Source organism: Sporobacter termitidis DSM 10068, assembly GCF_900130065.1.
In the GTDB taxonomy this organism is placed as follows: Bacteria; Bacillota; Clostridia; order Oscillospirales; family Oscillospiraceae; genus Sporobacter; species Sporobacter termitidis.
The window spans coordinates 35,432-60,912 of the sequence record NZ_FQXV01000015.1; the positions used below are offsets into that span (position 1 = coordinate 35,432).

Below are 25,481 nucleotides of genomic sequence, written 5' to 3' on the forward strand. Positions count from 1 at the left end.
ACAAGACGTTATAATGAATTCGTTCTTACACGACTGCTTTGGGGCTTGTGTTTCGTTTCCATTATAGCACCGATGCGGTTTGTAAACGATCATAATTTTACGGGAGTGGTGCCGTTATGGTGATCAAAGCGGCGATCCCGTCGTTATACGGCGGGTCGTTTGAGATCGCGCCGCTGGAGCTCAGAAGGCCCGGGCCGGAGGAGGTCCTGGTGAGAATCGTTTCCTGCGGCGTCTGCCACACGGATATGGCGATGATGAACGGCAGCGGCCTGATGGTGCTGGGCCACGAGGGCAGCGGCGTCGTGGAGGCCGTCGGCCCGGACGCGGGGGACCTGCGCCTCGGCGACCATGTGGTTTTATCCTACCCGTCCTGCGGCGCCTGCGAGGCCTGCAGGGACTCAAGGCCCTACGACTGCGTCTATTTCAGCGATCTGTTCATGGGGGACAGGCTGCGCGGGACGATCCCGCTGCGGTATAACGGGCGTATCGTCACGCCGTTTTTCGGCCAGGGCAGCTTTGCCACGTTTTCCGTCGTGCATAAAAGCAGCGCCGTCAAGGTCCCGAAGGACGCGGACCTGAAGCTGCTGGGGCCGTTGGGCTGCGGCGTCCAGACAGGCGCCGGCGCCGTGCTGAATTACTTGAAGCCGCGCCCCGGCAAGGCCATCGCGATTTTCGGCACGGGCAGCGTCGGCCTTTCGGCAGTAATTGCCGCGCGCATTGCCGGCTGCGCGCCGATCATCGCCGTGGACAGGCTGGAGCCCCGCCTCGCCCTGGCCGGGAAATTCGGCGCGACGCACACGGTGAACAGCGCCGCTGTCCGCGACGTCAGAAAAGAGATCCTGCAGATCAGCGGCGGCATCCGGTATGCCCTTGATACGACCGGCAGCATGGCGCTTATGAATGTCGCCATGTCATGCCTCCTGCCGGGCGGCAGGGGCTGCGGCGTGGCCGCGGCCGGCCGGCCGCGGGTGGACCGGGAAGCTTCCGCCGAAAGCAAGCACTGGGATGAGATCATCCAGGGTTGCGCCGTCCCGCAGGTTTTTATCCCGAGGATGATCGATTACTGGAAAAAGGGGCGATTCCCGTTTGAGGAAATGCTCACCTTCTTCAAATTCGAGGATATTAACGAGGCCTTCAGGAAAGCGGAGGCATTTGAGGTCGTCAAGCCTGTTTTGGTGATGCAGGCATAAAGCGCCGCGCCGCGTATTTGAAGGAGTCGTTGGAATGAAATTTTATATCGCGAGGCATCCGGTTTTCAACCGCCAGAGAGGCGTTGCCGGATATAAGCTGGAGCTCTGCCGGAGCCTCAGGGATAGATTCTACGGACAGTACCGCGAGCCGGACGACGCCGAGGCGCTGTACCGTCAGCTGTGTTTTCCGGGTTTTGAAGAGACGCCGGCCAGGCCGCTGGCGATCCTTGATTTTCCGGAGGAGCTGTTTGAAAGCCTGATTCCGCTGCTGCCGAGAAAATACGTCGTGATCGACTACGACGGCGCCGAGAACAGCGAGGCAGACGCCCTCCGGGATATTAAAAAAATCAAAGCCCAGGGCTACAGGGTCCTCAGCGACGCCACGGAGAACCCGAGCCCCCGCGTCATGCAGCTGGCCGACCTGGCCGGGCTGGACTTTTCAGCCTTGAGTGCGGACACGCCGCCGGACCGCGCCGCTTCCGGTAAGGACCTGCCGCGGTATTACGCCCGGGGCGTGGACACCTGGGAGAATTATAAAAAGGCTTTTGCCGCCGGCTGCGAGTATTTTCAGGGCGATTTTTTTATGGAGCCGCTGTCCGGCCGGCAAAGCGTCCTGTACTCCTTCAGCCCGCCGGTTTTGCGCGTGATCTCCGAGCTTGGGGCACCGGAGCCGAGCTTCAAGGAGATCACAAGGCTCATCGAGCACGACCTGAACCTCGCCTACAATCTCCTGCGGCGCGTCAATTCCGCGTACGTCGCGCCGAAATTCAAGGTCAAAACGATCTCCCAGGCCATCACGATCCTGGGCCTCAAGGAGCTCAATGAATTGATGTCTACCTTTATCATCAGGCAGCTGCAGAGCGCCGACAACAGCGAGCTTTTACGCCGCGCGCTCATCCGGGGAAAATTCATGGATCTGCTGGCGGGCTTCAACAGAATGCCGCAGAAGGGCTCGGAGGCTTTTTTCACCGGGATATTTTCGCTGCTTGATGTCATACTGAACAACAGCATGGCGGCAATACTGGAGGAGCTGCCGCTGACCGACGCCGTTAAAAAGGCGCTCCTTGGGGAGGGCGGCAGCCTGAATCTGCTCCTGGACATGGTCCGGCTTTACGAACAGGGGCGCTGGGAGGAATTTGACCGGGCGTACAATCCGGACTACCCGGAGCAGGAGCGGATGATGAATTTTTATCTTTCGGCGCTGAAATGGGCAGAATCCTTTGACATTTAGCCAAAAGAGGGAAGACGACGAACAGATTTTCTGTTCTGACAACTTGCTATCCGGCACGGGCAGGCTCTATAATATACTCCGGGTCCGGACAACGATGAAAAGCGGGATAATATGGCTGAAAAACCGACACAAGCACTGACGGCGAAGCAATACGCCGTCCAGTTTATAAAATTTACCTTATTCTCCATCAGCGCGGGCGTCATCCAGATTTTGAGCTTTACGGCGCTCGGTCAACTGACGGCACTCAATTATTGGCCGAAATATCTTGTCGCGCTCGTCCTGTCCGTCCTGTATAATTTTACGCTGAACAGGCGCTTCACCTTCAGGTCGGTGACGAATTTCCCGCTGGCCATGATAAAGGTCGCCGGCTACTATGCGGTCTTCACGCCGCTGTCGACCTGGTGGGGAGATAAGCTGACAGGCCGCGGCTGGAATGAATTCCTTGTGCTTTTCGGCACGATGGTTATCAATTTCATTACGGAATTTCTGTTCGACCGTTTCGTCGTGTTCAGAAATTCGATCAACACCAACGAACAGGCGCAGAGGCAGACCGGAACAGGCGCTTCAAACACCGATTAAACAAGATATAGGGAGTACGAGACAGAAATGAGCGAAATGCACGTCAGGCCGGCCGTCGAGGCGGATATCCCGCTGATCCTCCGTTTTATCAGGGAACTGGCGGAATACGAAAAGCTTTCAGACCAGGTGACGGCGACGGAAGAAATATTGACTGAATGGATATTCAAAAGGCAGCGCGCTGAGGCGCTGATCGGCGAAGAGGACGGCGCGCCCGTCGGCTACGCGCTGCTGTTTCACAATTTCTCCACGTTTCTGGGCCGGGCGGGCATCTACATAGAAGATATCTATGTGCGCCCGGAGCATCGCAAAAAGGGCTATGGCAAAGCGTTTTTCAAGCACATCGCCGGTCTCTGCCGCGACCGGGGCTGCGGCCGCCTGGAATGGTCCTGCCTGGATTGGAACAGGCCCAGCATCGATTTTTACCTCTCCCTGGGCGCCCGGCCCATGGAGGATTGGACAATTTATAGATTGAATACAGATTCAATCAATAAATTGGCGGAAGATTTATAAAGATTTCCGCTGCCTTTGAAAGGAACGGCAGGCGATCACAGATCGCCCATCGTCAGCAATTTTTTATGTTCCGTTATAAAACAGGACGCTCCCTCACGGAGAGCGTCCTTAGCTTGTCGAAAAACTCATATGCAGCAAAAAAGCTTCGCAGAATTGCCGCCGCGCACGGCGGCAATAAGGTGAAATCCGTCATTTCCGGCGGCGTGTACGTCGGAAATGACACTTCTCATGCGGGGAGCGGCTGAGCGAGCTGCATGCGGCTTTTTGTCGGGTAAAGCCCGAAAGGCTTTACCGACAGTCTGAGGACGCTCCCGCATGGAGAGCGCCCTGCTTTTGCTGTCTTAAACTCTTTTCTCCAAAATCCCGTCGATCAGGCCGTAGGCTTTGGCGTCGTCGGCCGACATGAAGAAGTCGCGTTCCATATCGGCGGCGATCCGCTCCGCGGGCTGGCCGGTGAGGTCGGCGTAGATGGCGTTCAGCTTCTGCTTCGTTTTTTCCATCCATCGGCTGTGGATCATGATATCGGTGGCCTGGCCCTGGATGCCGGAGGCGGAGGGCTGGTGGATCATGATCTCCGAGTTCGGCAGGGCAAACCGCTTGCCCTTCGTCCCGGACGCCAGAAGGAGAGAGGCGGCGCTGGCCGCCAGGCCGACGCAGATGGTCGATACCTCGCATTTCAGGTAGCGCATCGTGTCAAAGATGGCAAAGGCCGAGGTGACCGAGCCGCCGGGGCTGTTGATATAAAACTGAATCTCCTTATCGGGGTCCGAGGATTCCAGAAACAGCAGCTGCGCCACGATAAGGCTTGCCGTCTGGTCGCTGACCGGATCGTTCAGCATGATGATTCTGTCATTGAGAAGCCTCGAAAAGATGTCGTAGGAGCGCTCCCCGCGGGAGGTCTGCTCAATGACGACGGGTACAAGATTGCTCATAAAACCTCCGAAATTACGCCGCCCTGGCGCACATCGTCGTGCCGCCGGCGCCGTGATGATGCCCGATATGCCGCGCGGCCGTATGCTGCCGGCGGTACTCCTCGGGCGTCAGGCTGTAGATGCGCTTGAAAGCTCTTGTAAAGGCCTCGTGGGAGCCGTACTGGTACCGGAGCGCGATATCGAGAATCCTGTCCCCGGTCGTGGCGAGCTCAGCCGCCGCGCGGGCCATGCGCCGCCTCCGGATATAGCTCGTGACGGACTCGCCCGTTTCCTGGCGGAAGAGCCTGTGGAAATGGTATTTGGACAAAAACGCGATCCCGGCCAGCTCCTCGAGCTCCAGCTTCCGGCTCAGATGGCGCTCGATATAGTCGAGCAGACGGCGGATGTCTTCCTTATGTTCCATCGAATCTACACCTCACTGTCTCCGATTATACGGCGTGCCGCGGCGCGCCGTTTGATTATTTTTGCTGTTTTTACCGTCTCCGCGAAATAAGCCTGTCAGATGCCGAGCAGGCGCCGCGCGTTTTCACCGAGGATCAAAGCCTTTTCCCTGTCGCCCAGCGGGAGTGCCCGGAGGTGCTCCAGCTCGGTTTTCGCGTTGCTCCACGGGGAATCGGAGGCGAAGAGGACCTTGTCGGCCCCATGATTTTTAACGATCCGCAGAAATTGGTCCTGCGGGTAATACTCAAAGCCCATAGACGTGTCCAGATAGATATCCTTTCCCACAAGGTACCGTTCCACGTCGTCCCACTCGCCGTGGCCGCCGAAGTGGGCCGCGATAATGACGCCGCCCTTCATGGCGTCGACGATGTTGGCAAAGCGCTTGGGGCTCGATTTGAGCGGCCCCTTGTAGCCCGGATCGAACCCGGCGTGGTGCAGGAGAATGAGCCCGCGGCTCAGGGCGTAATCGTAAATCCGGAGCATCTCCGGCGTGTCGATGATGAAGTCCTGATATTCGCAGTGGAATTTAAGCCCCTTGAGCCCCAGGCTGACCACAAAGTCAATGTCCCGCTTATAGTCGTCGGTATGCGGGTAGATGCCGCCGAAGGGGACGATTTTGTCCGAGCGGATGCTCGCGGCCCAGGTGTTCAGCGCGTAAAGCTGCTTTTGCTTTGTGATGACCGGCTGGACGACCGAGACGTCCACGCCGCTTGTGGCCATGTGCGCCAGAAGACCGGAAACCGTGGCGTCCGTGACGGGCCTGAACGCCCCGTCGATATTTTCAACCAGAGCGCCGAGAGCGCGCTGGGCCAGCGCATCGGGAAAGACGTGGGTATGAAAATCAATGAGCATTATATTCTCCTCCGGGTATCGTTAGAACATTGCCGTTCCCGTCGGAGGACAGGAGCACGGAATAATCGCGCAAAAGAATGACGACGTCCGGCTTGTAGTCCCGCACGTAGTCCGCCAGGGACCCGGCGGTATAAGACCGCAGGTCGAGGGAGCGCATTTCGTTGAAGCCGGTGTATAAAAGGGTTTCCACGGCGTTGGTGTAGCTGTCGCCGCAGATGAGGACATTGGGGAGGTCCGGGCGGTCTGTTTTGATGACGGTCTCGCCCACGTCGCCGCCCATGTAGACGGTGTAGCTCACGGTGTCCCAGGTGTTCTGCGGCAGCGCGTAGACCTGGGGCGCCCCGTCCTTGCCGTCGTCGGTCCGCGTGAACGGGATGTCCTTTTTGAGAACGGCGATTTTGAGCTTTTCATCCGTGGGGAGCATATTGAAAATTTCGCGCCCCCGGGAGCCGATAAACGGGTTCTCCACGGTTTTGACGGTGATATCGTCAGGGGAGAGGATGGGCAGCGCCAGCCGGTCGTCCGTGTTGAGGCGCTCCATGATCGTCCTGTAGGTGGCGAACGCGCCGTCAAAGGTGTAGTGATGGTCGGTGGAGGAGAACATACCCGCCGGGCGGCCCATCGCGTCGAAGACGTCGCCCATGTCGATGAGCTTTAACCCGCGCGAGGACATGTCCGCCTTGAAGCTGGCGAGCGCCGCGGCCGTAAACGCCGCCTGGCTGTTCAGGTAGGCGGGATAATCGCCGCTGAAATACGCCGTCTGGCCCGGTACGGCCACATAGTAAAAGACGCCGCCGTTTTCCGCGACGATCTGATTGAACGTCTCCAGGCTGTCGGTCATTTTTTGCGAATCCTCGGCGATTTCTTCGAGGTCGACCGGCTTGTAGGCGTTGTAGCTGAGCAGCAGCCTGTCCGTGACGACGATGTTGTTGACGACGGGGCGCTTTATGACAAACAGGTCGAGATACGTGGCGGTTTTCAGCAGCGTCTCGCGGCCCGCCGCGTGGTCCTTGAGGTACGATTCCCAGCCGGAAAACCAGCTGCCGTTCCAAAGCGACTGGCGGCTTAAATCAGGGACGGCGGCCAGCGTCCTGTTTTCAAAATACGAGGCGTTGTCCTTCGGCTTGACGACGGTGACGGCCATGCCGATGAACAGAAAACCAAGAAAGCACAGCATAAAAAGGATATTCACGGTTTTTTGCAGCTTCATACAGCAGTCCCTCCCTTAGAATCTGAAGTAAATAAACGGGTTAAACGAGCCGACGACAAGCTTCAGATAGGAAAAGGCCAGCAGCACGAGCCCGAGGAGCCTGGGCCCCCATAAAAGCAGCTGCCGCGAGACCGGCGCCCGATGCTTTTCCAGAAAGCTCCGCAGGGTGTTTTTGACGGGCGTTACCGCGATGACAGAGACGATGAGCTCGGGCCAGTATTCCTTTAAAAGATACAGCGTCTGCCCATCCGCGGCGCCCGTCACGCCGAGGCCGAACATGGCGCCCAGGTACGACACCACCTGCGGGAGGCTCTCGGCCCGGAACAATACCCAGCTCAAAACAACGATCAGCATCGTATAGATATGGCGGAGGGCGGCGGGGGCCTTTGCCAAACGCTTTCCCCAGACGAATTTCTCGCCCAGCAGCAGGACGCAGAACCACAGGCCCCAGAAAATGAAGTTCCACGCCGCCCCATGCCAGAAGCCCGTCAAAAACCAGACGATGACGATGTTGCGGATATTTTTGAGCCTTGAGCACCTGTTGCCGCCCAGCGGGATATAGACGTAATCCCGAAACCAGGACGTCAGCGAAATGTGCCAGCGCTGCCAGAACTCCGTGACCGATTTGGCGATATACGGATAATTGAAGTTTTCCAGAAAGTGAAAGCCGAACATCCGCCCAAGGCCCAGCGCCATGTCGGAATAGGCTGAAAAATCAAAATAAATCTGCCCGGTGTACGCCAGCGCGCCCAGCCAGGAAAAGCTCGTGGACAGGGCCCCGGCCTCCGTGCCGAACGCCTTGTCGGCGATGATCCCCAGCGTGTTTGCCAGCAGCATCTTTTTGGCCAGGCCGAAGACAAAGCGCATGGCGCCCTCGGAGAAGTCCGTCAGATTCTCGTGCCGCTGGCCCAGCTTGTCCGAAACTGTGGCGTAGCGGACGATCGGGCCGGCCACCAGCTGCGGAAACAGGGAGATATACAGCGCGATGCGCAGCGGGTTTTTCATCGGCTTGGCGGTGCCCCGGTACACGTCGATAATATAGCTCAGCCCGTGGAACGTGAAAAACGAGATACCGATGGGCAGCGTGACGTCGGGGACGGGCAGGCCGGTGCCGAGCGCGTTGAGCGATTCGGCGAAAAACCTGGAGTACTTGAACCAGCCCAGAAGGCCCAGGCCGAGGACGACGGCCGCCACGAGAAAAAACCGCCGTGTTTTATCGCTGTGCCCCTCGGCGACAAAAAGCCCGCAGACATAGTTGATGGCAATGGACACGAGCATCAGTATCAGGAACCTCGGCCCGCCGTAGGCGTAAAAGAAAAGGCTGAAGCCAAGGAGCACGAAGTTCCGGACCTCGCGATACCGGCGCGGCACGATATAGTAGACGATCAGGAGGGCGGGCAGAAAGAAAAACAGAAAGCCGATACTCGAAAAAACCATATTTTTCTCCAATGAAGTAGTTAAAAGGCATGTCCGCTAATCCTTGAGTATAAGCGCTCCCTCAAAATATGTCAATCCGCGTCGAACCGTTCGCTCTCAATAAAAAATCATAACGAACGATAGATAAGTTTAATGTATAACTACAAAAAATCCACTTACGGCAAGGGTTCTCCGAGCTCCAGATAGCCGTACCCGCCCTCCTCCCAGGTATAGCCGAGATATGTGCCGTCCGGCTCGTACAGCGCGTACGTCTCCGCAGCGGCCGGCACGGCCAGGACCTGGGTCATCGTCTCATCGCCGTCGTAGAGGTAGAGCACGTCGAAATTCGACAGGCGTCTGGACGCGCAGTTCCAGGGGAAGTACATCGGGTTTTCCGGCAGCGGCGCCACGTCCGGGATATTCGGGCCGGCCAGCCACTCCAGCGCGCCGTGGAGCGCCCAGTCGCTCTCCGTTACCCCGTGGATATGCTCGTGGTAATAGTAGTTCTGATCGTCCAGATAGCTCGGCTCCAGGTGCAGGATGCCGACGTTCAGGTCCCTGTGCAGGTTTCCGTCCTTTTTCAGCGTGCCTGTCAGGACGGCGGCGACCTCCTGATCCTTCTGCGTCGTCGCCTTATAATCGTGCACCTCGCTGACGGCGGCCACGGAGAAAATGACCGCCAGGGCCGCCGCCACGCCCGCCACAGCCGTCCCCGCACTTTTGAGCCGCGAGAAAATAAGCCTGCACGCGATATCCGCCATGAGCGCGATGCCGCAATAGGAGGCCACCGTACCGCGCAGGGACAGCCAGCTGTTTGAGATAAAAAAGAATATGGCGAGCGGCGCGGCGGCCAGGAGAAGGCCGGCAATAAGTCCCTTGCCGGGCGCTTTCAGCGGTCCTTCGCCGTGCCTCGTGCTGAAAAACAGGAGCGCTGCCAGAACGGCAATGTCGATAATGTAGAAGATATTCCTGCCCCCAGCGAGTATTTGCGCACCGCGATAAAAGCCCTTGACAGTCGTATAGAAGCCGCCGGCCGCAAAAGCGTCCGCCACCTGCCTGAGGACGCCGGGCAGATAGGTTTTCCAATAATACACGCTCGTCGGCGGGACCAGCGATATCCGCGCGGCGTAGACCTCGCTGGCCGGCAGCAGGCCCATGAGCAGCGCGTAGACCCCGGCGCTCACAAAGGAAAAGAGCCCCCAGAGCGGGCGGTGCCCCGGCGCATGGCGGTGCAGAAAAGCCACGATCAGCACCGACGCGACAGAAAATATCAGTATCTGCTCATAGAAGCCGCATGCCACCAGCTGCAGGAGCATGTACAGGACAAGCGTGTATTTCTTCCCGCCGGCGCACCATTTTTCAAACCACAGCAGCGCGGCGGCGGCAAAAAACAGGCCGACGACGATCCGCGTGGCGGCGGACATCCAGTAGACGCCCTCCAAGCCCAGCGGTAAAAGCGCATATACCACGAGAAAAACATTCCCAACGCCAAAATGCCGCGCCCAGACCCACCGGAGCATCAGCGCGGAGGCGGCATACAGCGCCGACATCAGCAGAACGCCCAAAAGCATGTTGTCAAAAAACAGGGACCAAAAGTATACGTCCAGGATGCCGGCCACAGGCCTGTCGGCCAGCATACCGGCGCGCAGCAGGTCGGAGAGTGAATCGAGCCCGCCGACGGTCAGGTTGTGGAACTGAATATAATCGTCCAGCTGATAAAAATAGCGAAAACCGTCACAGCAGTACCTGATAAAAATGAGGGCGAAGACAACGCAGAAAAGCGCCAGATAGCTTTCGGCATATCTGGCCCTGATTCTTTCCATAAGCAAAACTCACACCCGTTCGTCCGGCGGCAGCTTTAAGCCGCCTGGCCGCCAACACTGTCGATCGAGACGATCACGTATGAGATTCTGCCCTGATTGTACGAGGCGTAAAAGCAAACGGGACAACATTTCCGCACAGCCGCCGTCAAGTAAAGTGTGATTTCGCGCCGCTCCAGAACGATTCCCAGATGCTTTCGGCCGTGTTGACGTCATAGCCGGAGACCAGCATCCAGTCGAGATAGCCCTGAATGAATATGGTATACGACAGGAAGAAAGCGTCAAGCCTCTCCTCGTTTAAGAATTTCGGATAGCGCGCGCGCAGAATCCGGCCGAGCTCCGTCATCAGCACTCTGTCGAATTTCCATCCGCTGTTTTCAAGTATATCTTTGAATTCGTCGTTTATGTCCAGGAGATACGTCCTTTTCCACAGCAGCAGCCTGTCGCGGCGGGAAAGAAAAACCATAAGCCGCATAAAAACAAATTTCAGCAGCATATCGGTCGGCTTTTCCCGGTATTCGGTCAGGATCAGGCTGATTTCATTGTTGAGCTGTGCGGCCTGGTCCTTGAGCACATTGAGGACGATTTCATTTTTGCTTTTAAAGTGTGAATAGAGGGATTGCTTTTTCAGGCCGAGGGCATCGGCGATGTTCTCCATTGACGTCTCGTGAAATCCCTTACTGGCAAATAAACGAAAAGCGATATTCAAAATATCCCTCTTTGTTACCATTTTGCCTCCTTTTCGCGGAAAAGCATCATTTGGCAAAGCGCTTGGCTAAAATGTGCAATAAACTATTTTATTATAAATAATCTTCATATTCAATGCCATAATTTGATCTGTTTTATTATAAATTTGCAAAATACCCAAAAAAATATTAATTAATCGGAAAAATATCGCGAAATAGAAAGTGAGTACGAACGGTCGTCAGTATTTTATAAAGGAGTGTGAGATATTGGATATCACGGAAAATCAGAGCGAAATGGCAGAAGAAGTACAAGGAGGGAGGCTGCTGACTTTTTTTATCGGCGACGTTACATACGGCATCGACATGCATCATATTACCGAGATCGTCGGCCTGCAGGCGGTGACGGAGGTACCGGACATGCCCGTTTTTATGAAGGGCATTATCAACCTGCGCGGCAAGATCATTCCGGTCATGGACATCCGGCTCAGGTTCGGCATTGAAGAGCGGGCATACAATGACAGGACGTGCTTTATTGTTATCGATATCTCGGGTACACCGGTCGGCCTCATTGTGGACAGCGTCTCTGAGGTTATGGCTGTTCCGCCTGGGGAGATCGCCGCTGTCCCGCCGGCAGGCGCGGGAAAAAGCAACAGATATGTAAAAAGCATCGGAAAAACAGGCAGCGGCGTCGTGCTCATTCTGGACTGCGAAAGGCTGTTCGCGGAAGACGAACTGCTGCGGCTGGCAAATTTGTAGTGCAATGAAATATAGTGGGGTATGAGTTATGAGTTGGTTCAAAAATTTAAAAATATCAAAAAAGCTGATTACTGGTTTTTTGGTCGTAGCAATTATTGCGGCCATCGTTGGCAGCATCGGCATTATCAACATACTGTCAATAAAAAATGAAGACAGCGCGATGTATTCGGAAGAAGCCTTGGGGCTACAATATTCCGGCGCTACCGCCGTTAATTTCATGCAGCTGAGATACTTCATACTAAAGGCGTCGACTATTGGCAATTCCAGCAGCGATGAACAGGATGTCATTACGAATATTCAGGCGTACGAAAAAGAGACCGGCGACAGTTTTAATAAATTTAAAACCGATATTTCTTTTGGCAATAATGATGTAAATGCCTTATTGCAGGAAATCAGTACAAACTGGGACGGCTATCAAAAGAATATTGAGCAAGTTATTCAGTACATCAATGCCGACCAGAATCAAAAAGCAACTGAATTAATAAATTCCGCGATGGCACCGATCGGCACGGCCTTAAGGGACGACTATCTGAAGCTGATGCAGCTCGTCGCGGATGAGGCATCCGCAAAAGCGGACAACAATGCGCTGCTGGCACAGAACTCGATTATCATTATGATTATCGTCGTTGTCGCGGCCGTCGCAATTGCCGTTCTACTGGGTATATATATTGCAAATATAATTGGTAAGCCGGTACAAAAGATGGCGGCGCTGGGGAACCTGCTGTCCAAGGGAGATATTGAAATCGACACTGTTCTCGAGAGCAAAGACTATCTGCTGAAACAACGGAAGGATGAAGTTGGCGCGCTGGCCCTGGCGTTTCACGAGCTGATCGCCGCGACGAGACAGCAGGTCGACGCGATACAGAAGCTTTCCGACGGCGACCTGACGATCCAGTTCACGCTGGCGTCCGACAAGGATGTGCTCGGAAAAGGGCTCATTGCGCTGACGGAAAACCTGAACGGCCTCATTGGCTCGATCATGACGGCGTCCGACCAGGTGACATCCGGGGCCGGGATGGTGTCGCACTCCAGCATGTCCCTGTCTCAGGGCGCCACGGAACAGGCCAGCTCCGTCGAGGAGCTGACGGCGTCTCTGGACGAAATTGCCACGCAGACGGGTATGAACGCGCAGAACGCCACCAAGGCCAGCGGCCTGGCCCGTGAGGCCCACGAAAACGCCTCGGCCGGCAACGCGGAGATGGGGGAGATGCTCAAGGCGATGGGGGAGATCAGCGCGTCCTCCGCCAGCATCAATAAAATCATCAAGGTCATCGACGATATCGCGTTCCAGACGAATATTCTGGCCCTGAACGCCGCCGTCGAGGCCGCCCGCGCCGGCCAGCACGGCAAGGGCTTTGCCGTCGTGGCCGAGGAGGTCAGGACCCTCGCGGCACGGTCCGCCGACGCCGCAAGAGAGACGACGGACCTCATCGAGGACTCCATCAAAAAGGTAGAGGCGGGCACGAAGATCGCCAACGAGACAGCCGGCGCTCTCAAGCAGATCGTGGAGCAGGTGGACAAGGCGGCGGATCTCGTCCATTCCATTGCCACAGCCTCCACCGAGCAGGCTGCGGGCGTCGAGCAGATCAATCAGGGCATCGCGCAGGTTTCGCAGGTGGTGCAGACGAACGCCGCCACGGCGGAGGAAAGCGCGGCCGCCAGCGAGGAGCTCTCCGCGCAGGCGGAGCGGCTGAGGGAAACTATCAGCATTTTCAAAATAAAAGACGCCGCCGACAGCATCCGCGCGGCGGCGCCTCAAAACCTGGCAAGGCCGGCCCTTGGCCGGCCCCAGATTGCCCTGACCGGCAGCGGCATGGGCAAATACTGAGCACGGTAACCGGCGCCATACATACCCTTCGGGGCGGCAGAAAGCCGCCCCGAAGCTTTATCTTGCCCTCCCGGCAGTGCAAAAAAATATTCCTGAAGTCACTGCAATTATGTAAAAAAATGCCGATAAATCAATAATAGAAAAGTAATAGGAAAGGACTGGTCCGGTGTGTTCGCCGGATGCTGGCCGCGTATGCCGTAAATGCAAACGGAAAATATTTATGTTAACAAAAACTGAAGGGAAAGGTGTGGAGGTGGCTTGAGGATCATCGGGAGTGCATCGCAGAAAAGCGGTATCCGCCAGTCGGATATCCCGGTAAAATCGATTTTAACAAACGTTTAAGAAGCCGACTAACGAACGTTTAAATTTATAAATTGGGATAATGTGACATTTATTTTATAAAGCGTTAGAGGGCTCGCGCCGGCGGTAATACGCCGCGAGCCCCCTAACGCTATTTTTATGAGTATTTGCAACAGTTTGCCGGAAAGCAGAATACAGCACGAAAACAAGCGCCGTTTCCCTGTTCCGTCATGGCTTGATAAGATAAACAAGGAAAGCAGCGATCAGCCAGGCGACAAGGCCGAAGGTCAGCGCTAAAATAAAGCTGAACCGCCCGAGACAGAAATAGAATACCAGAAGAAACGCCAGCGTGGCCGGAAGGGAGATCACACTGGACAGCACGGCGTCTTTTGAAATCTTTATGTCGACAGAGCTGGCCATGAACGAGTAAACCTGGCCGCATTTTATTCACCGCAAATCTTACGCACATTATATGCCCTGCGGGCTTGTCGCACAAGCGCCGTTAAAGCAAAGTTTAAACATAGGTGAAAGCAGTCAGAATTAAAACAGGATCATGCGGTTCAAAACCGCGCAGAGGAATTGTGCAGGTGATTTGATTGGGCAAAAAGGTCATTATTATCGGCGCGGGGCTTGCCGGGCTCAGCGCCGGTATTTATCTGGCGCGGGAGGGCATTGAGACGGAAATTGTCGAGCGGGCGCCCTGGGCCGGCGGAATGTGCGCCGCCTGGACCAGAAGGGACTATCGCTTTGACGGCTGCCTCAGCTGGATGGCAGGGACGAAAAAAGGAGACCCCTTTTTTACGCTTTATAAAGAGGTGGGCGCGCTGACGGACGATACGGAGATTTTTAACCCCGCCGCCATAGGCCTGGAGCTTGACGGGGTTTTGTACGACGTGCCGCTGGAAATCGGGCAATTCAAAAACTTTCTCCTGGGGCTTTCCGGCCGGGACGCGGAGAGGATCGAGGCGCTGTGCAGGGATATCGGCGTTATGATGCGCTCGAAGGCGGCGGCCGTGGCGATACTGGGGAGCGCCGGCTTTCGCGATATGATGAGCGCCGGGCGCGGCGTTCGGCTGCTCCGGCGCAAATACCTGCGCCGGACGCTTCAGGACTTTGCCGCGGACTTCACCAGTCCGCGCCTCGGGAAGCTCCTGACCCGAATGATGCCGGAGGAATATTCGGCGCTGGCGTTTGTTGCCATGCTGGGCGCGCGGATGGCGGGCAACGGTGGCTATCCGATGGGCGGCGCCGCCGGCATCGTCGGCAGAATGGCGGAAAAATACGCGTCGCTGGGCGGAAAGCTCCGGCTGGACGCCGCCGCCGAGGAAATCACCGTCTCCGGCGGCGCGGCGCAGGGTATCCGGTCCGGCGGTGTTTTCCTTCCGGCCGACGGGGTCGTTGCCGCCTGCGACGCGCGGGATACGCTGGAAAACATGCTCCTGGCCAGGTACGGGCATCCGGCGCTGGGCGGCCTTTTGAAAAGCGCGCCGCTTTTTGAGCCGTTGGCCATCGTGTCGTTTGGCCTCGATAAGCCGTTCGGCATCCCGTATGCGCTGACCTGCGAGTGCCCGGAGGGCTTCAACGTGGCGCCGGGCGTCAAAAGATACGGCTATGCCCTCCGTTCCTTCGACTTCGACCCCTCGGCGGCACCGCCCGGCGGCAGCAGTGTAACGGCGCTTTTCGAGGCGCCGCTGGGGTACTGGAAGAAGCTCCGGCAGGACAATCCGGAGTCCTATAAAATCCAAAAGGAGCTGCTGGCCGACCTGATCGCCACAAAAATCGACAAGCGCTATCCCGGCTTTCGGGACGCCGTCTGCATCGTCGACGTGGCGACCCCCGCCACGTTTACCCGGCTGACTAACGTTTACCGCGGCTCCTTTCAGGGCATCGCCCCGACGCCCGCGGCGCTCCGGACAAGAATAAAAAAGACGCTCCCCGGCCTCAAACGCTTTTGCCTCTGCGGCCAGTGGACAACACCGGGCGGCGGCATCGGCGCCGCCGTCGCCGACGGCCGGACGGCTGCGAGGATCATGAAGAGCGAGCTCAGATAAGCATGCGCCACGTCATGGTGTCAATAGCATAAAGCCATAGACTTCTGGAAAAAATCTAATTTAATTAACAGGTATTACGAGGGTGGCAACGAAAAATATGAAAAAACGCATCGTTCCCATACTGATATTGATACTTTCCGGGGCATTTTGCTCCTGCCGGGCCGCGTCGCCCGGCCCGGCAGCTTCAGAACAAGCGACCGCCGCGGCAGCTCCGCCCGCGGCTTCGGCATTTACGTTTGAGGATAAAATGTATACCGAAGGCGCTATTACAATTAAATACCCGCAGGTTGTGGGTCTGACAAACGCCGTGCTTCAGGAGGCAATCAACAAGCGCATTTCCGATGCGGCGCTCAGAGACTTACCCATCCTCAGAGACGATACAACGCTGGCCGAGTACGATATTACCGGCAAAATTGCCTACAACAGCCCGGACCTGATCAGCGTCTATTTTGAAGGCTACAGCAATTATCGGCAGGCAGCACATCCAAATACGTTTTTATACACGGTGACGATTGACGTCAAAAATCAGAAAACCGTGAGCCTTCCGGAGCTTGTAAAAATCAGCGGCGATTTTGTAAACGCCTTGATCGCCGGCACCTACAGTTCTATGAATTATGATATGACAAGCGATATTTCGTCGTCAATCAGGGAATATCTCAGAGGAATGGGGACCGATTACTGGCTTTCCGAGCTGAAAAATGCCGATACCGCGGGCTATGCGGCGGCCTCGTACCTGACGAAGGACGCGCTGGCCGTCTCCGTATCCGTCCCGCACGCGCTGGGCGACCACATTGAGATACTGCTCCCGTACAGAGAGCTCGCGGCATTTAAAACAGACAGCCCGATCTGGGATTACCTGCTGCCGGAAACGCTGCCCCCAGGGCGCGATCAATAAAATAACAGCATAGAGGGCAGCGTGACTGCCGCCGCCCGGCAGATCGCCGGGCGGCGGCGTTTTTTTGTGGCGATGTTGGTTTGGCGCTGCCAAAAGCAGGCATAATAAAAACAGCGATTGGGTTTTTATTCCATAATGTCGGGAGCTTTTGGGACGTATGCCGCTGCTGGATCATATCAATTTCATTACTGTGTTCCTTATCGGTGTGTTTTTGCTTCCGATTGCCGCCGGCCTTTTGCGCCCGCTGACGGGAAACAGGATTTATTCGTCCTTCAATACGACGATCAGCGCCGTTTTGGTCATCGTGTCCGCCGTCCTGTCCGTCTGCGTCACGGAGCTGCTGTTTTCCGACGGCGGCGACAATCCGCTGGGAAATCTGTTTAAGGGCATTCCCGTCGTCTGGTATTCCATCATCAGTCAGGATGTGCTTGTTTACGTCCTGCTCATCCTTATTCTGCTCGTGGCTTTCAACGGCTTGTTTCAGCTTTTGCTGATTCCCCTGAATAAAAAGGTCATTTACCCCGTATCCGACCGGCTCGGCAAGGCTCTGGATTCCATGAACAAGGTCGCCGCCCGGATCATCGGGGGCCTGTGGCAGCTGCCGAAATCCGCCTGGCTCGTCCTGGTTTTTGCGCTGCTCTTCAATTTTTATTCGATGCTGTCGAGCAACGCGTCTCTCGACAGCTATATTAACAACTCCGCCGCTTACAGGCTGATCGACAATACGGCCGTACAGCCGATCATTTCATCGGAGGCCGCGCGGCAGATTCCCGCATTTATCGACAAAACGGTGGACAAGGCCGTCGAATGCCTGTCGCCCGAGGGCAGAAAGCTGCTCATCAAGGTCTATATCAACGGCGTCACCGTGGACGATGCGATCGCGTCGAGCCCGGATATCGACAACGTGGCCATCGAGCTCGTGGGCGCTGAAAACGACCGCTATCTCATGGCGGAGAAGCTGTACGACTGGGTGGTCGAGAACATCAGCTACGACAACCAGAAGGCGGACGCGCTCCTGACGGACGCCTTTGCCTCGCCCTCGGGCGCCGTTGTGGCGTTCAGTGAAAAAACGGGCGTCTGCTTCGATAAGGCCAGCCTGTATGTGGCTATGTGCCGCGCCGTGGGCGTTCAGGTCCGGCTGATCACGGGGTGCGCCTTCAACGGCGCCGACTGGCTGGACCACTCCTGGAACGAGATATATTACGACAAGCAGGACCGGTGGGTCAATGTGGATACGACCTTCGGCAGCAAGGACAGAAGCTACTTTGACAATAGCGGCTTCTGGGACGACCACAAGGACAGGGAAGTCCAGGGCGAATGGTAGGGATATACCTTATATAGTTTGACGGGGCGCGAAATAACACTACATTATGTGTTATTTCGCGTTCTTTCTTTGTACAAGATGCTTATTTTGCAGGCCCGGATATAAAGAAGGACGGGAAAAAATCGAAAATTAAGATATAAAAGCAATAAGCGATGCGGGGATGATGATTCAAGATGGTTTTATAACGCCGCTCCGCCGGGAACATAAAATTGAATTTAACATCGGGATAACAAACACTACATAAAATGGTTGTATGATCAAAGCGTACATATATGTAGTAATGGGGGCAAATGTGTGAAAAAAACGTACATCCTCGATACGAACGTCCTGCTGCAGACACCCAACGCGATCTATGCCTTCGGAGACAACGACGTGGTCATCCCGGAGGTCGTCCTGGAAGAGCTCGATAAATTTAAAAAGGAAGCAAATGAAATTGGCGCCAACGCGAGACAAACGGCACGCATGCTGGACGCTCTCCGGAATTCCGGGGACCTGACACGCGGCGTACCGCTGCCCGGGGGCGGCAATTTGCGTTTAGAGCTCAATTTCCGGGATATCGTCCTCCCGGAGGGCTGGCACTCGGACAAGGCGGACAACCGTATTCTCAAGGTCTGCAAGGGGCTCTCGGAGCGCCACGAAACAGCCATCCTCGTTTCAAAAGACATTTTCCAGCGCATCAAATGCGATCTCATCGGCGTTCAGGCGCAGGACTTCAGGAACGAACAGGTCACCGCTCCGGACGACGGCTACACGGGACGCGTCTCTCTTTATGCTCCGGCGAAAAAAATCAACGAGTTTTATAAAAAGGGTTATCTGGATCTAAAATATATCTCCGCCGTGGATGGGGAGACAGGCGAGGAAAAGCCGCCGGAGCTCACCGTCAACGAGTTTGTGATGCTGACAAACATCGAAAGCGCCAAAAATACGGCGCTGGGCCGCTACGACGGGGAAAAGGTCGTCGCGCTCAAATATATGGAGGAGCGGCCCTTCGGCGTCAAGGCCCGCAACGTCGGGCAGAAATTCATGCAGGAGGCGCTCATGATGAGCTGCGACGATATCCCGCTTGTCATCGTCAAGGGCGCCGCCGGAACGGCCAAGACCTTTTTCGCCTTGGCCGTGGGGCTCCACAAGGTGATGGTCCAGAAGGATAAGCAGTACCGCAAGATTCTCGTCTGCCGGCCCAACGTCAAATTCGACGAGGACATCGGCTTTCTGCCCGGCAGCGAAACGGAAAAGCTCGCCCCCTTCATGCGTTCCGTCATCGACAACCTGGAGATTCTCCTGGACAGCGACGAGTTCGAGCGCTACAAAAACGAGAGCGAGCTCCGGGACAAGGTAGACGAGCTGTTCCACCGGAACATCATCACCACGGAGGCCATCGCCTACATCCGCGGTCGGTCGATCCAGAAAAACTGGGTCATCATCGACGAGGCGCAAAACCTCACGCCCAAGCAGGTCAAGGGCATTATCACCCGCGCCGGCCGGGGGACCAAGATCGTCCTCATCGGGGACCCGGACCAGATCGACCACCCGTATCTGGACAGCCGCACCAACGGCCTCTGCTACGCCGCCGAGCGCATGAAGGGCAGCCGCTACTGCTGCCAGATCGCCATGAATGACGACGAGTGCGAAAGAAGCCCCTTGGCCTTCGACAGCGCCGTGCGGATGAATACGATCCCCTGAAAGCCGCCCCGCCGATACGAAAAAGCGCCTGCATAGGCGCTTTTTTTATGCCAAATAGCAGGTTTGCTCATATTGTGTGGTATCTTGCGGTAAAAACATGTTCAACATTGACAAAAAAATTATTTTAAAGTAGTATCAGAGCAGATGCGCCGCCGCCCGGTTCGGGGCGGTATCAACAAGAGCGGGGAATTGTCTATGGATATCTCACTGAATATCATTTTGGACCGCATCAGCCATTACCGGTATGAAGCGTATGTAAACCTGCCGTCGGACACTGTCTTCCGCCGTGTCTCGATCCTGTCGCGGGAGCCGAAGGATACCCAGTCCGACTGCCTGTACGTCTGCCGCCTGTCCGACGCGCTCAGGGTGTCCGGGCAGGGCCTTTATATCTGTGTCCGCGACCGGCTGCAGGACGCGCTGGAGACCCGGGACAAGCTCGACGGCATGATCATCATCAACGAAAACCTGGAGCCGGAGCAGCTTTTTTCCGAAATCCAGGATACCTTTGTGCTTATCAACGAATGGTATCAGAACATGCAGGACGCTGTCATCCGGCAAAAGAGCATTCAGGACATCATCACTATGAGCGAGAGCGTCATCGGGAACTTCATTTCCGTATCCGATTCCGCGCTGACGCTTGTGGCCTACACGAAGAATATACCGACCGACGATCCCACCTCGCTTTTCCTGATAGAAAACGGCTATCACTCGGACGAGGCGATCAGAAAATTCAAAGTCAATAAGCGCTTTGACGCGTGGATGAGCGCCAATGGGCTGATCGTCAGCACGGACGGCAAGATATCCAAATACGTCGTCATCAGCAAGGTGTTCGCGTTTGACGAGACGTACTTCACACATGTGGTCATGACCTGCAACCACCGCGAAATGACGCCCGGGCTTATCGACCTCTTCAGCCACATGATCCGTATCCTCAGCCATTACATCCGGCGCAACTGGGAGGAAAGGAAGGATTACGACCATGTCTACGGTTCGTTTGTCGTCGACCTGATGCAGGGCAAGATCGCCGGCAGGGAGGCCGTCGCCGAGCGGGCCGGAATCGTCGGCATCCGGCCGGAGGACGAATATATCGTCCTGCTCCTCACCGGCGGGGGCGGCGACAGCGCCGCTTTTCCGGGACTGCTGGCGCACGATATCGCGCGGCGGTTTCCGCTGTTCCGCTCGGTATACTATAACTGCCGGCTCATTTTATTTCTGCATCACGCGGAGCTGGCGCGTTACATGGCGGAGCAGGATATGGGAAACAGCCTCAACGCCTATTTTCAGGAGAACAACGTCTTCTGCGGCATGAGCGATGTGTTCAGGGACCTTTTGGAGTTCCCCTCGGCTTACGGGCAGGCGGAGCTGGCCCTGGAAGAGAGCGGCTCTGTCGACCGGGACGGCGATATCGCCTGGGAGCCTGCGCCTCAGTACAGCAACATCGCGCGGTTCGACACGTATTTCGCCACGGCGCTTTTGAACAAAAGCGAAAAATATGAAAAGCTCTGGAAGAGCGGCAGATACGGCAAGATGCTCATCGAGCTGGCCCGCGGCGACGCCGAAAAAAATACGAACAATCTGGAGGTGCTCTACGCGTACCTGACGAATGAGCGGCGCGCCACAGACACGGCCACCGCCCTGCACATGCACCGCAACAACGTGGTCTACCGGATCAGCCGGATTGAAGAGCTGCTTCACATCAGCCTCGACGACACGAAAACGCGGCTGAACCTGACCGTCTCCTTCCTGATGCTCAGGAGCTCTGGCCTTCTCCGGGAGTACAAAAAATACGGCGTGCTCTTCGGCAGCGGAGAATAACGGCGCGCGGTAAAACAATGCTTTAGGCGGGAAAAAGCAGGATTTGCTTTTCCCGCCATTTTGCCGCCAATCCGCCGTTCGGCAAAGAGAACAAAAAAATGGAGGCAGAATTGACGTTGTTGGTATTTGTGACAATGAAGCGGTGCCGACACTATAGAAATTCAAAAAAAAGTGGAATAATAGTGGTTAAATAACGTCCCGGCCCCGCCGTCCGGCACGAAATTGTAAAATATATCAGAGAAACGGCGCGAAAAAATTGAATTTTACCAAAGACAAAGGCGCCCGCCCAGAGTAGAATCTGATTCTGGATACGCCGGCCTGCGCGGCAGCCCGGCCGGTTACCGATATCCGCAGGAAAAATCAAAGGGAGGAACAGCAATGAAAAAAGCGATCTCAGTTATGCTCGCAGTTCTCATGGTTATTACACTTTTCGCATGTTCCGGCAAAGGCCCGGCAACGGCATCCCCCTCGGCGGAGGGCAGCGCGACGCCCAGCGCGACGCCCAGCGACTCGGCATCGCCGAGCACTGACGCCGACATATCGGCCAGCGAAAATGCCGTCGGTTTCTTTAAGGACGGCGTTGATCCGGCTTCCAGAAAGACCTACAATGTCGTCTGGGCTTACCCGCGGCCGATGGCGCTGATGCAGAATATCACGGATGTTCTGAAAGAACTTTCAACAAAATTAAACTATTCTGTGACGGATTACTGTGCCAACAACGACGTCGACCAGTACGTTCAGAATATCCAGCTCTTTGCGGACCAGGGCGCCGACGGCTACCTGTGCGTCATCGATCCCTCGGCCAGCGACCGCATTAAAGAGGTCCTCGACGAAACGGGGCTACCCTATATAGGGGTGCTGAACTCCGTGAGGGACAGCTCCGGCAGCGAAATCGTGCCCTGCGTCGGTATCGATGGCAAGGCCGCCGGCGCGAAAATCACACAGTGGCTTTACGACAATTACAAGACATATTTCGGCGACATTGACCCAGCGCAAATCGGTTTCATCGATATAGATCTGTCGACGAACAAGGACTTCCATGACCGCTATGAGGGCGCCATGGAAAAATTCAAGGAGCTGGTGCCCAACAGCACCCATATCTATTCCGCCGACGGCGTTACAGGCACCATGGACGCCGATACGGGATACAACATTACCGCGCCGATTTTCACGGCGCATGCCGACGTCAAGTATTGGTTTGTCGCTTCCTGTCTTGAGATGTACGCGCAGGGTGCCGCCCGTGCCGCAGAAGGCCTGAAGATCGACAAGAATGTCATGATTACAACTGTCGGCAGCGATGTTCTGAGCGCGGAATGGGACGCCGGCTACAGCGGCTGCTGGGTATCGTGCCTGGCGCTCTCCGATTATCAATACACCATACCGGCGATTTGCGGCCTCGTTGCTTTAATGGACGGCAAGGCGACGCCCGACAGCCTGTGGTCCGGCAAAAGGGCAAGCACGGATCAATTTACCTTCTACAATATCAGCAACGAAATGGTCACAAAGGACACGTATAAGGCATTCTTTGACAGTGTCAAGAGCTCAGTCGGCTGAGTACAGGCTGCCTGATTTACAGCTCCCCGGCGGCCGGGCATGAATTGCCGTGCCTGGCCGCCGTGCAAAATATACCCTTTGGAGGCAGATTATGCTCAGCGCAAAACAGAATTTTTTAGAAACGATCAAACGCGGCGGAAAGCCGGACAGGATCGTCAGGCAGTTTGAGGGCACGGTGTTCCTGCCCGGCGACCCCGTGGGCAACTACGTCCGCGGCGAACGGTACGACGGCATGCCGGACAAAAAGGACCTCTGGGGCACCACGATCATCTGGCCGGCGGGCGTGCCGGCGGCCATGCCGCACGTCACCGAGGAAAACAAGGTCATCAAGGATATCACGGAATGGCGCAAGTACGCGGCGGTACCCGACCTGATCGCCAATTGCTCGGACGACAGCCTCTGGGCGCCGTATCTCCAGCGTGTGGCCGAGGTGGACCGAAATGAGAATCTCGTCATGGCCTTTGCGCCCACCGGCGTCTTTGAGCGCCTGCACTTTCTGATGGGCTTTGAGGACACCTTCATCAACCTGATGACGGAGCCCGAGGCGATGAAGGAATTGTGCGACGCCATCGGCGAATACCGCTATCAGGGCATGAAGCTGATGGTCGACCATGTAAAGCCCGACATCATCCTCTCCCACGACGACTGGGGCAGCAAAAACAATCTGTTCATGCAGCCCGACGTCTGGCGCGAATTCATAAAGCCCCAGTATGAAAAGGCGTACGGCTACCTGCACGAGCACGGCGTCGTCATCATGCACCACGCCGATTCCTTTATGGAGCAGATCGTGGAGGACATGGTGGACCTGCACATCGACATCTGGCAGGGCGTCCTCCCGCAGAACGATATCATCGCCATCCAGAAAAAGCTGGACGGACGCATGGCACTCATGGGCGGCCTGGACGCCGCCATCGTGGACCGGTCCGATTCCACCGAGGAGGAAATCCGCCGCGAGACCCGCCGCGCCCTGGAAGAATACTGCCCACGGGGCAATTTCATCCCCTGCATCACCTACGGCGGCCCCGGCACCATCTTCCCGAACGGCGACAAATTCATCAACGCTGAAATCGACCGCTATAATAAGGAAAAGTACGGCATATAGCGGCATATAAAAGCTCAGCCGAAACCTCTGCCTTCCGCAGCAGGTTTCGGCTGTTTTTATGTGTTTTCTCCCGACGAGACGGCAAGGGCAAAGCCCTTGCCGCCGGACGGCCAATGGCCGTTTATTTTTATTCCCTGATCAGCCGTTTCCCTGTGATCTCATTCACGGTCAGCTTCAGGACGGTGACGGCTTTCAGGAGCCTTTCGTCGTATTCAAAAGAGCCCTTGTCCGAATACTGTCCCATCAGGATATTCAGTGCGGGGATTTTTCCCTCCGCGGCCACGAGCTCCAAAGTGCCGTTCCCGCAGACGCTCTCAAAGGGCATGGTCGAATCGCAGGCCTTGTCCCCGTCGATAAACTGCCGCGGGCTGTCCAGCTCGAAGGCGACCTTATCGCAGCGCTTTAAAAGCTCCAGCTTTTTCCCCGCGTTCGCGCAGTGGAAAAAGAGCGTTATCTGCCCGCCGTCCTTCCGGACGCCGAAATTGAGCGGCACGATATAAGGGTAATCGTCGTCAAAAAACGCCACCCGGCATACGCTGCAGCCTCTCATGATCGCCATGATCTCGTCGAGGTCCGTGATCTCCCGGTCTTTTCTTCTCATGTGTGTTCACTCCCAAATATATTTCAGCGCGGCGGGCCGCCGGGGGTGGCGGCCCCTACGGATATGGTGAGATTATTCCCGCGCGCTCTTGTAATAGAAAATCGCCAGCTGGGTCCGGCGCTTGAAACTGAGCTTGTCCATGATGACGCTGATGCTGTTGCGTACCGTGCCCTCGCTTAGATAAAGCCGGCCGGCGATCTCGCGGTTAGAGAGCCCCTCCGCGATGAGGGCGATGATCTCCGCTTCCTTTCCCGTGACGCCGCAGCCGGCCAGGTCCGTCTTCTCGCCCCGGCTCAACAGGCTCGGGATTTTCGCCACGATATCCTCGCCGAAGACGCTCTGACCGGCGTAAACCGCTTTCAGCGCGGGGAGGATGCTCTCGAAATCCTGCTTGAGGATATAGCCCTTTGCGCCGATTTTCAGCGCCCGGACGATGTATTCGTCGTCGGCAAACGTGGTGAGATACAGAATCTTCGCCTCGGGGTGGTCTTGTAAAATCCGCGCGCCGGCCTCCAGGCCCGTCATGGCGTCCATCCGGATATCCATCAGCAGAATATCGGGCTTTAAATCCGCATACAGCCGGATCGCGTCGAGGCCGTTGTACCCGACGGCGGCAACCTCGGCTTCACCGGAGGCTTCAATGATTGTTTTCAGGGATATGCCGACGAGCCTGTCGTCGTCCACGATGACAATTTTCATTTAAAA

General features: G+C 56.2%; 23 protein-coding genes. 13 read left to right on the forward strand and 10 right to left on the reverse strand.

Translation table 11 applies throughout. The features are described from left to right. Positions 1-116 precede the first annotated feature (116 nt). The 4 genes from BUB60_RS16955 to BUB60_RS16970 all read left to right on the forward strand — a co-directional run bounded on the left by BUB60_RS16955 (position 117) and on the right by BUB60_RS16970 (position 3,510). Positions 117-1,190, forward strand: coding sequence for an NAD(P)-dependent alcohol dehydrogenase (locus tag BUB60_RS16955; protein WP_073081769.1), 1,074 nt, complete (start codon positions 117-119; stop codon positions 1,188-1,190). 34 nt (positions 1,191-1,224) lie between these two features. Beyond that, on the forward strand, positions 1,225-2,421 hold the full coding sequence (locus BUB60_RS16960) for an EAL and HDOD domain-containing protein (RefSeq protein WP_073081772.1): 1,197 nt from the start codon (positions 1,225-1,227) through the stop codon (positions 2,419-2,421). Between the two features lie 111 nt (positions 2,422-2,532). Beyond that, entirely contained in the window at positions 2,533-3,000 is a 468-nt protein-coding gene (locus tag BUB60_RS16965; RefSeq protein WP_073081775.1) for a GtrA family protein, read from the forward strand. A gap of 27 nt (positions 3,001-3,027) precedes the next feature. Further along, positions 3,028-3,510 (forward strand): GNAT family N-acetyltransferase, encoded by a 483-nt coding sequence (locus tag BUB60_RS16970; protein WP_073081778.1) that lies wholly within the window; start codon positions 3,028-3,030, stop codon positions 3,508-3,510. Between the two features lie 341 nt (positions 3,511-3,851). Here the strand turns inward: BUB60_RS16970 and BUB60_RS16975 are convergent, their stop codons facing one another. From BUB60_RS16975 to BUB60_RS17005, 7 genes are all read right to left on the reverse strand, one after another. Further along, entirely contained in the window at positions 3,852-4,442 is a 591-nt protein-coding gene (locus BUB60_RS16975) for an ATP-dependent Clp protease proteolytic subunit (RefSeq protein WP_073081781.1), read from the reverse strand. Between the two features lie 13 nt (positions 4,443-4,455). After that, positions 4,456-4,845, reverse strand: coding sequence for a helix-turn-helix domain-containing protein (locus tag BUB60_RS16980; RefSeq protein WP_073081785.1), 390 nt, complete (start codon positions 4,843-4,845; stop codon positions 4,456-4,458). 95 nt (positions 4,846-4,940) lie between these two features. Then, positions 4,941-5,735 carry an amidohydrolase family protein gene (locus BUB60_RS16985; protein ID WP_073081788.1) on the reverse strand — a complete coding sequence of 265 codons (795 nt, stop codon included), beginning with the start codon at positions 5,733-5,735 and terminating at the stop codon, positions 4,941-4,943. Next, complete coding sequence (locus BUB60_RS16990; RefSeq protein WP_084726578.1) at positions 5,725-6,945, reverse strand: alginate O-acetyltransferase AlgX-related protein; 1,221 nt, start codon at positions 6,943-6,945, stop codon at positions 5,725-5,727. The genes BUB60_RS16985 and BUB60_RS16990 overlap by 11 nt, the downstream gene beginning before the upstream one ends. A 15-nt stretch (positions 6,946-6,960) precedes the next feature. Further along, a complete protein-coding gene (locus BUB60_RS16995; RefSeq protein WP_073081791.1) occupies positions 6,961-8,382 on the reverse strand; it encodes an MBOAT family O-acyltransferase in 1,422 nt (473 codons plus the stop codon). Positions 8,383-8,537: 155 nt separating this feature from the next. Further along, positions 8,538-10,184 carry a hypothetical protein gene (locus BUB60_RS17000; RefSeq protein WP_073081794.1) on the reverse strand — a complete coding sequence of 549 codons (1,647 nt, stop codon included), beginning with the start codon at positions 10,182-10,184 and terminating at the stop codon, positions 8,538-8,540. Between the two features lie 145 nt (positions 10,185-10,329). Beyond that, positions 10,330-10,911, reverse strand: coding sequence for a TetR/AcrR family transcriptional regulator (locus tag BUB60_RS17005; protein ID WP_073081797.1), 582 nt, complete (start codon positions 10,909-10,911; stop codon positions 10,330-10,332). 223 nt (positions 10,912-11,134) lie between these two features. Between BUB60_RS17005 and BUB60_RS17010 the strand changes: the two genes are divergently transcribed. Together BUB60_RS17010 and BUB60_RS17015 are read left to right on the forward strand one after the other, a co-directional pair. Further along, positions 11,135-11,623, forward strand: a complete 489-nt coding sequence (locus BUB60_RS17010) for a chemotaxis protein CheW (RefSeq protein ID WP_479725502.1) — start codon at positions 11,135-11,137, stop codon at positions 11,621-11,623. 28 nt (positions 11,624-11,651) lie between these two features. Further along, positions 11,652-13,451, forward strand: a complete 1,800-nt coding sequence (locus tag BUB60_RS17015; protein ID WP_073081800.1) for a methyl-accepting chemotaxis protein — start codon at positions 11,652-11,654, stop codon at positions 13,449-13,451. 528 nt (positions 13,452-13,979) lie between these two features. On the opposite strand, the gene BUB60_RS17020 is transcribed toward BUB60_RS17015, so the two are convergent. Beyond that, a complete protein-coding gene (locus tag BUB60_RS17020; protein ID WP_073081803.1) occupies positions 13,980-14,171 on the reverse strand; it encodes a hypothetical protein in 192 nt (63 codons plus the stop codon). Between the two features lie 176 nt (positions 14,172-14,347). Here BUB60_RS17020 and BUB60_RS17025 point away from each other — a divergent pair, with 176 nt between their 5' ends. The 7 genes from BUB60_RS17025 (at position 14,348) to BUB60_RS17055 (ending at position 24,175) form a co-directional block, all read left to right on the forward strand. Further along, on the forward strand, positions 14,348-15,802 hold the full coding sequence (locus BUB60_RS17025; protein ID WP_073081807.1) for a phytoene desaturase family protein: 1,455 nt from the start codon (positions 14,348-14,350) through the stop codon (positions 15,800-15,802). A gap of 247 nt (positions 15,803-16,049) precedes the next feature. Continuing rightward, positions 16,050-16,697, forward strand: a complete 648-nt coding sequence (locus tag BUB60_RS17030) for a polysaccharide deacetylase family protein (protein ID WP_073081810.1) — start codon at positions 16,050-16,052, stop codon at positions 16,695-16,697. Positions 16,698-16,854: 157 nt separating this feature from the next. Then, complete coding sequence (locus BUB60_RS17035; RefSeq protein WP_073081813.1) at positions 16,855-18,021, forward strand: transglutaminase-like domain-containing protein; 1,167 nt, start codon at positions 16,855-16,857, stop codon at positions 18,019-18,021. A 294-nt stretch (positions 18,022-18,315) separates the two neighbouring features. Beyond that, positions 18,316-19,704 carry a PhoH family protein gene (locus BUB60_RS17040; RefSeq protein WP_073081816.1) on the forward strand — a complete coding sequence of 463 codons (1,389 nt, stop codon included), beginning with the start codon at positions 18,316-18,318 and terminating at the stop codon, positions 19,702-19,704. Between the two features lie 195 nt (positions 19,705-19,899). After that, positions 19,900-21,519 (forward strand): PucR family transcriptional regulator, encoded by a 1,620-nt coding sequence (locus BUB60_RS17045; protein WP_073081819.1) that lies wholly within the window; start codon positions 19,900-19,902, stop codon positions 21,517-21,519. A gap of 378 nt (positions 21,520-21,897) precedes the next feature. Beyond that, the gene (locus BUB60_RS17050) at positions 21,898-23,073 is read left to right on the forward strand and encodes a substrate-binding domain-containing protein (RefSeq protein ID WP_073081822.1); all 1,176 of its coding nucleotides are present in this window, start codon (positions 21,898-21,900) and stop codon (positions 23,071-23,073) included. 91 nt (positions 23,074-23,164) lie between these two features. Further along, on the forward strand, positions 23,165-24,175 hold the full coding sequence (locus BUB60_RS17055; RefSeq protein ID WP_073081825.1) for a uroporphyrinogen decarboxylase family protein: 1,011 nt from the start codon (positions 23,165-23,167) through the stop codon (positions 24,173-24,175). Between the two features lie 127 nt (positions 24,176-24,302). Here the strand turns inward: BUB60_RS17055 and BUB60_RS17060 are convergent, their stop codons facing one another. Together BUB60_RS17060 and BUB60_RS17065 are read right to left on the reverse strand one after the other, a co-directional pair. Continuing rightward, on the reverse strand, positions 24,303-24,776 hold the full coding sequence (locus BUB60_RS17060) for a pyridoxamine 5'-phosphate oxidase family protein (RefSeq protein ID WP_073081829.1): 474 nt from the start codon (positions 24,774-24,776) through the stop codon (positions 24,303-24,305). A 72-nt stretch (positions 24,777-24,848) separates the two neighbouring features. Then, the gene (locus BUB60_RS17065) at positions 24,849-25,475 is read right to left on the reverse strand and encodes a response regulator transcription factor (RefSeq protein ID WP_073081853.1); all 627 of its coding nucleotides are present in this window, start codon (positions 25,473-25,475) and stop codon (positions 24,849-24,851) included. Positions 25,476-25,481 lie beyond the last annotated feature (6 nt).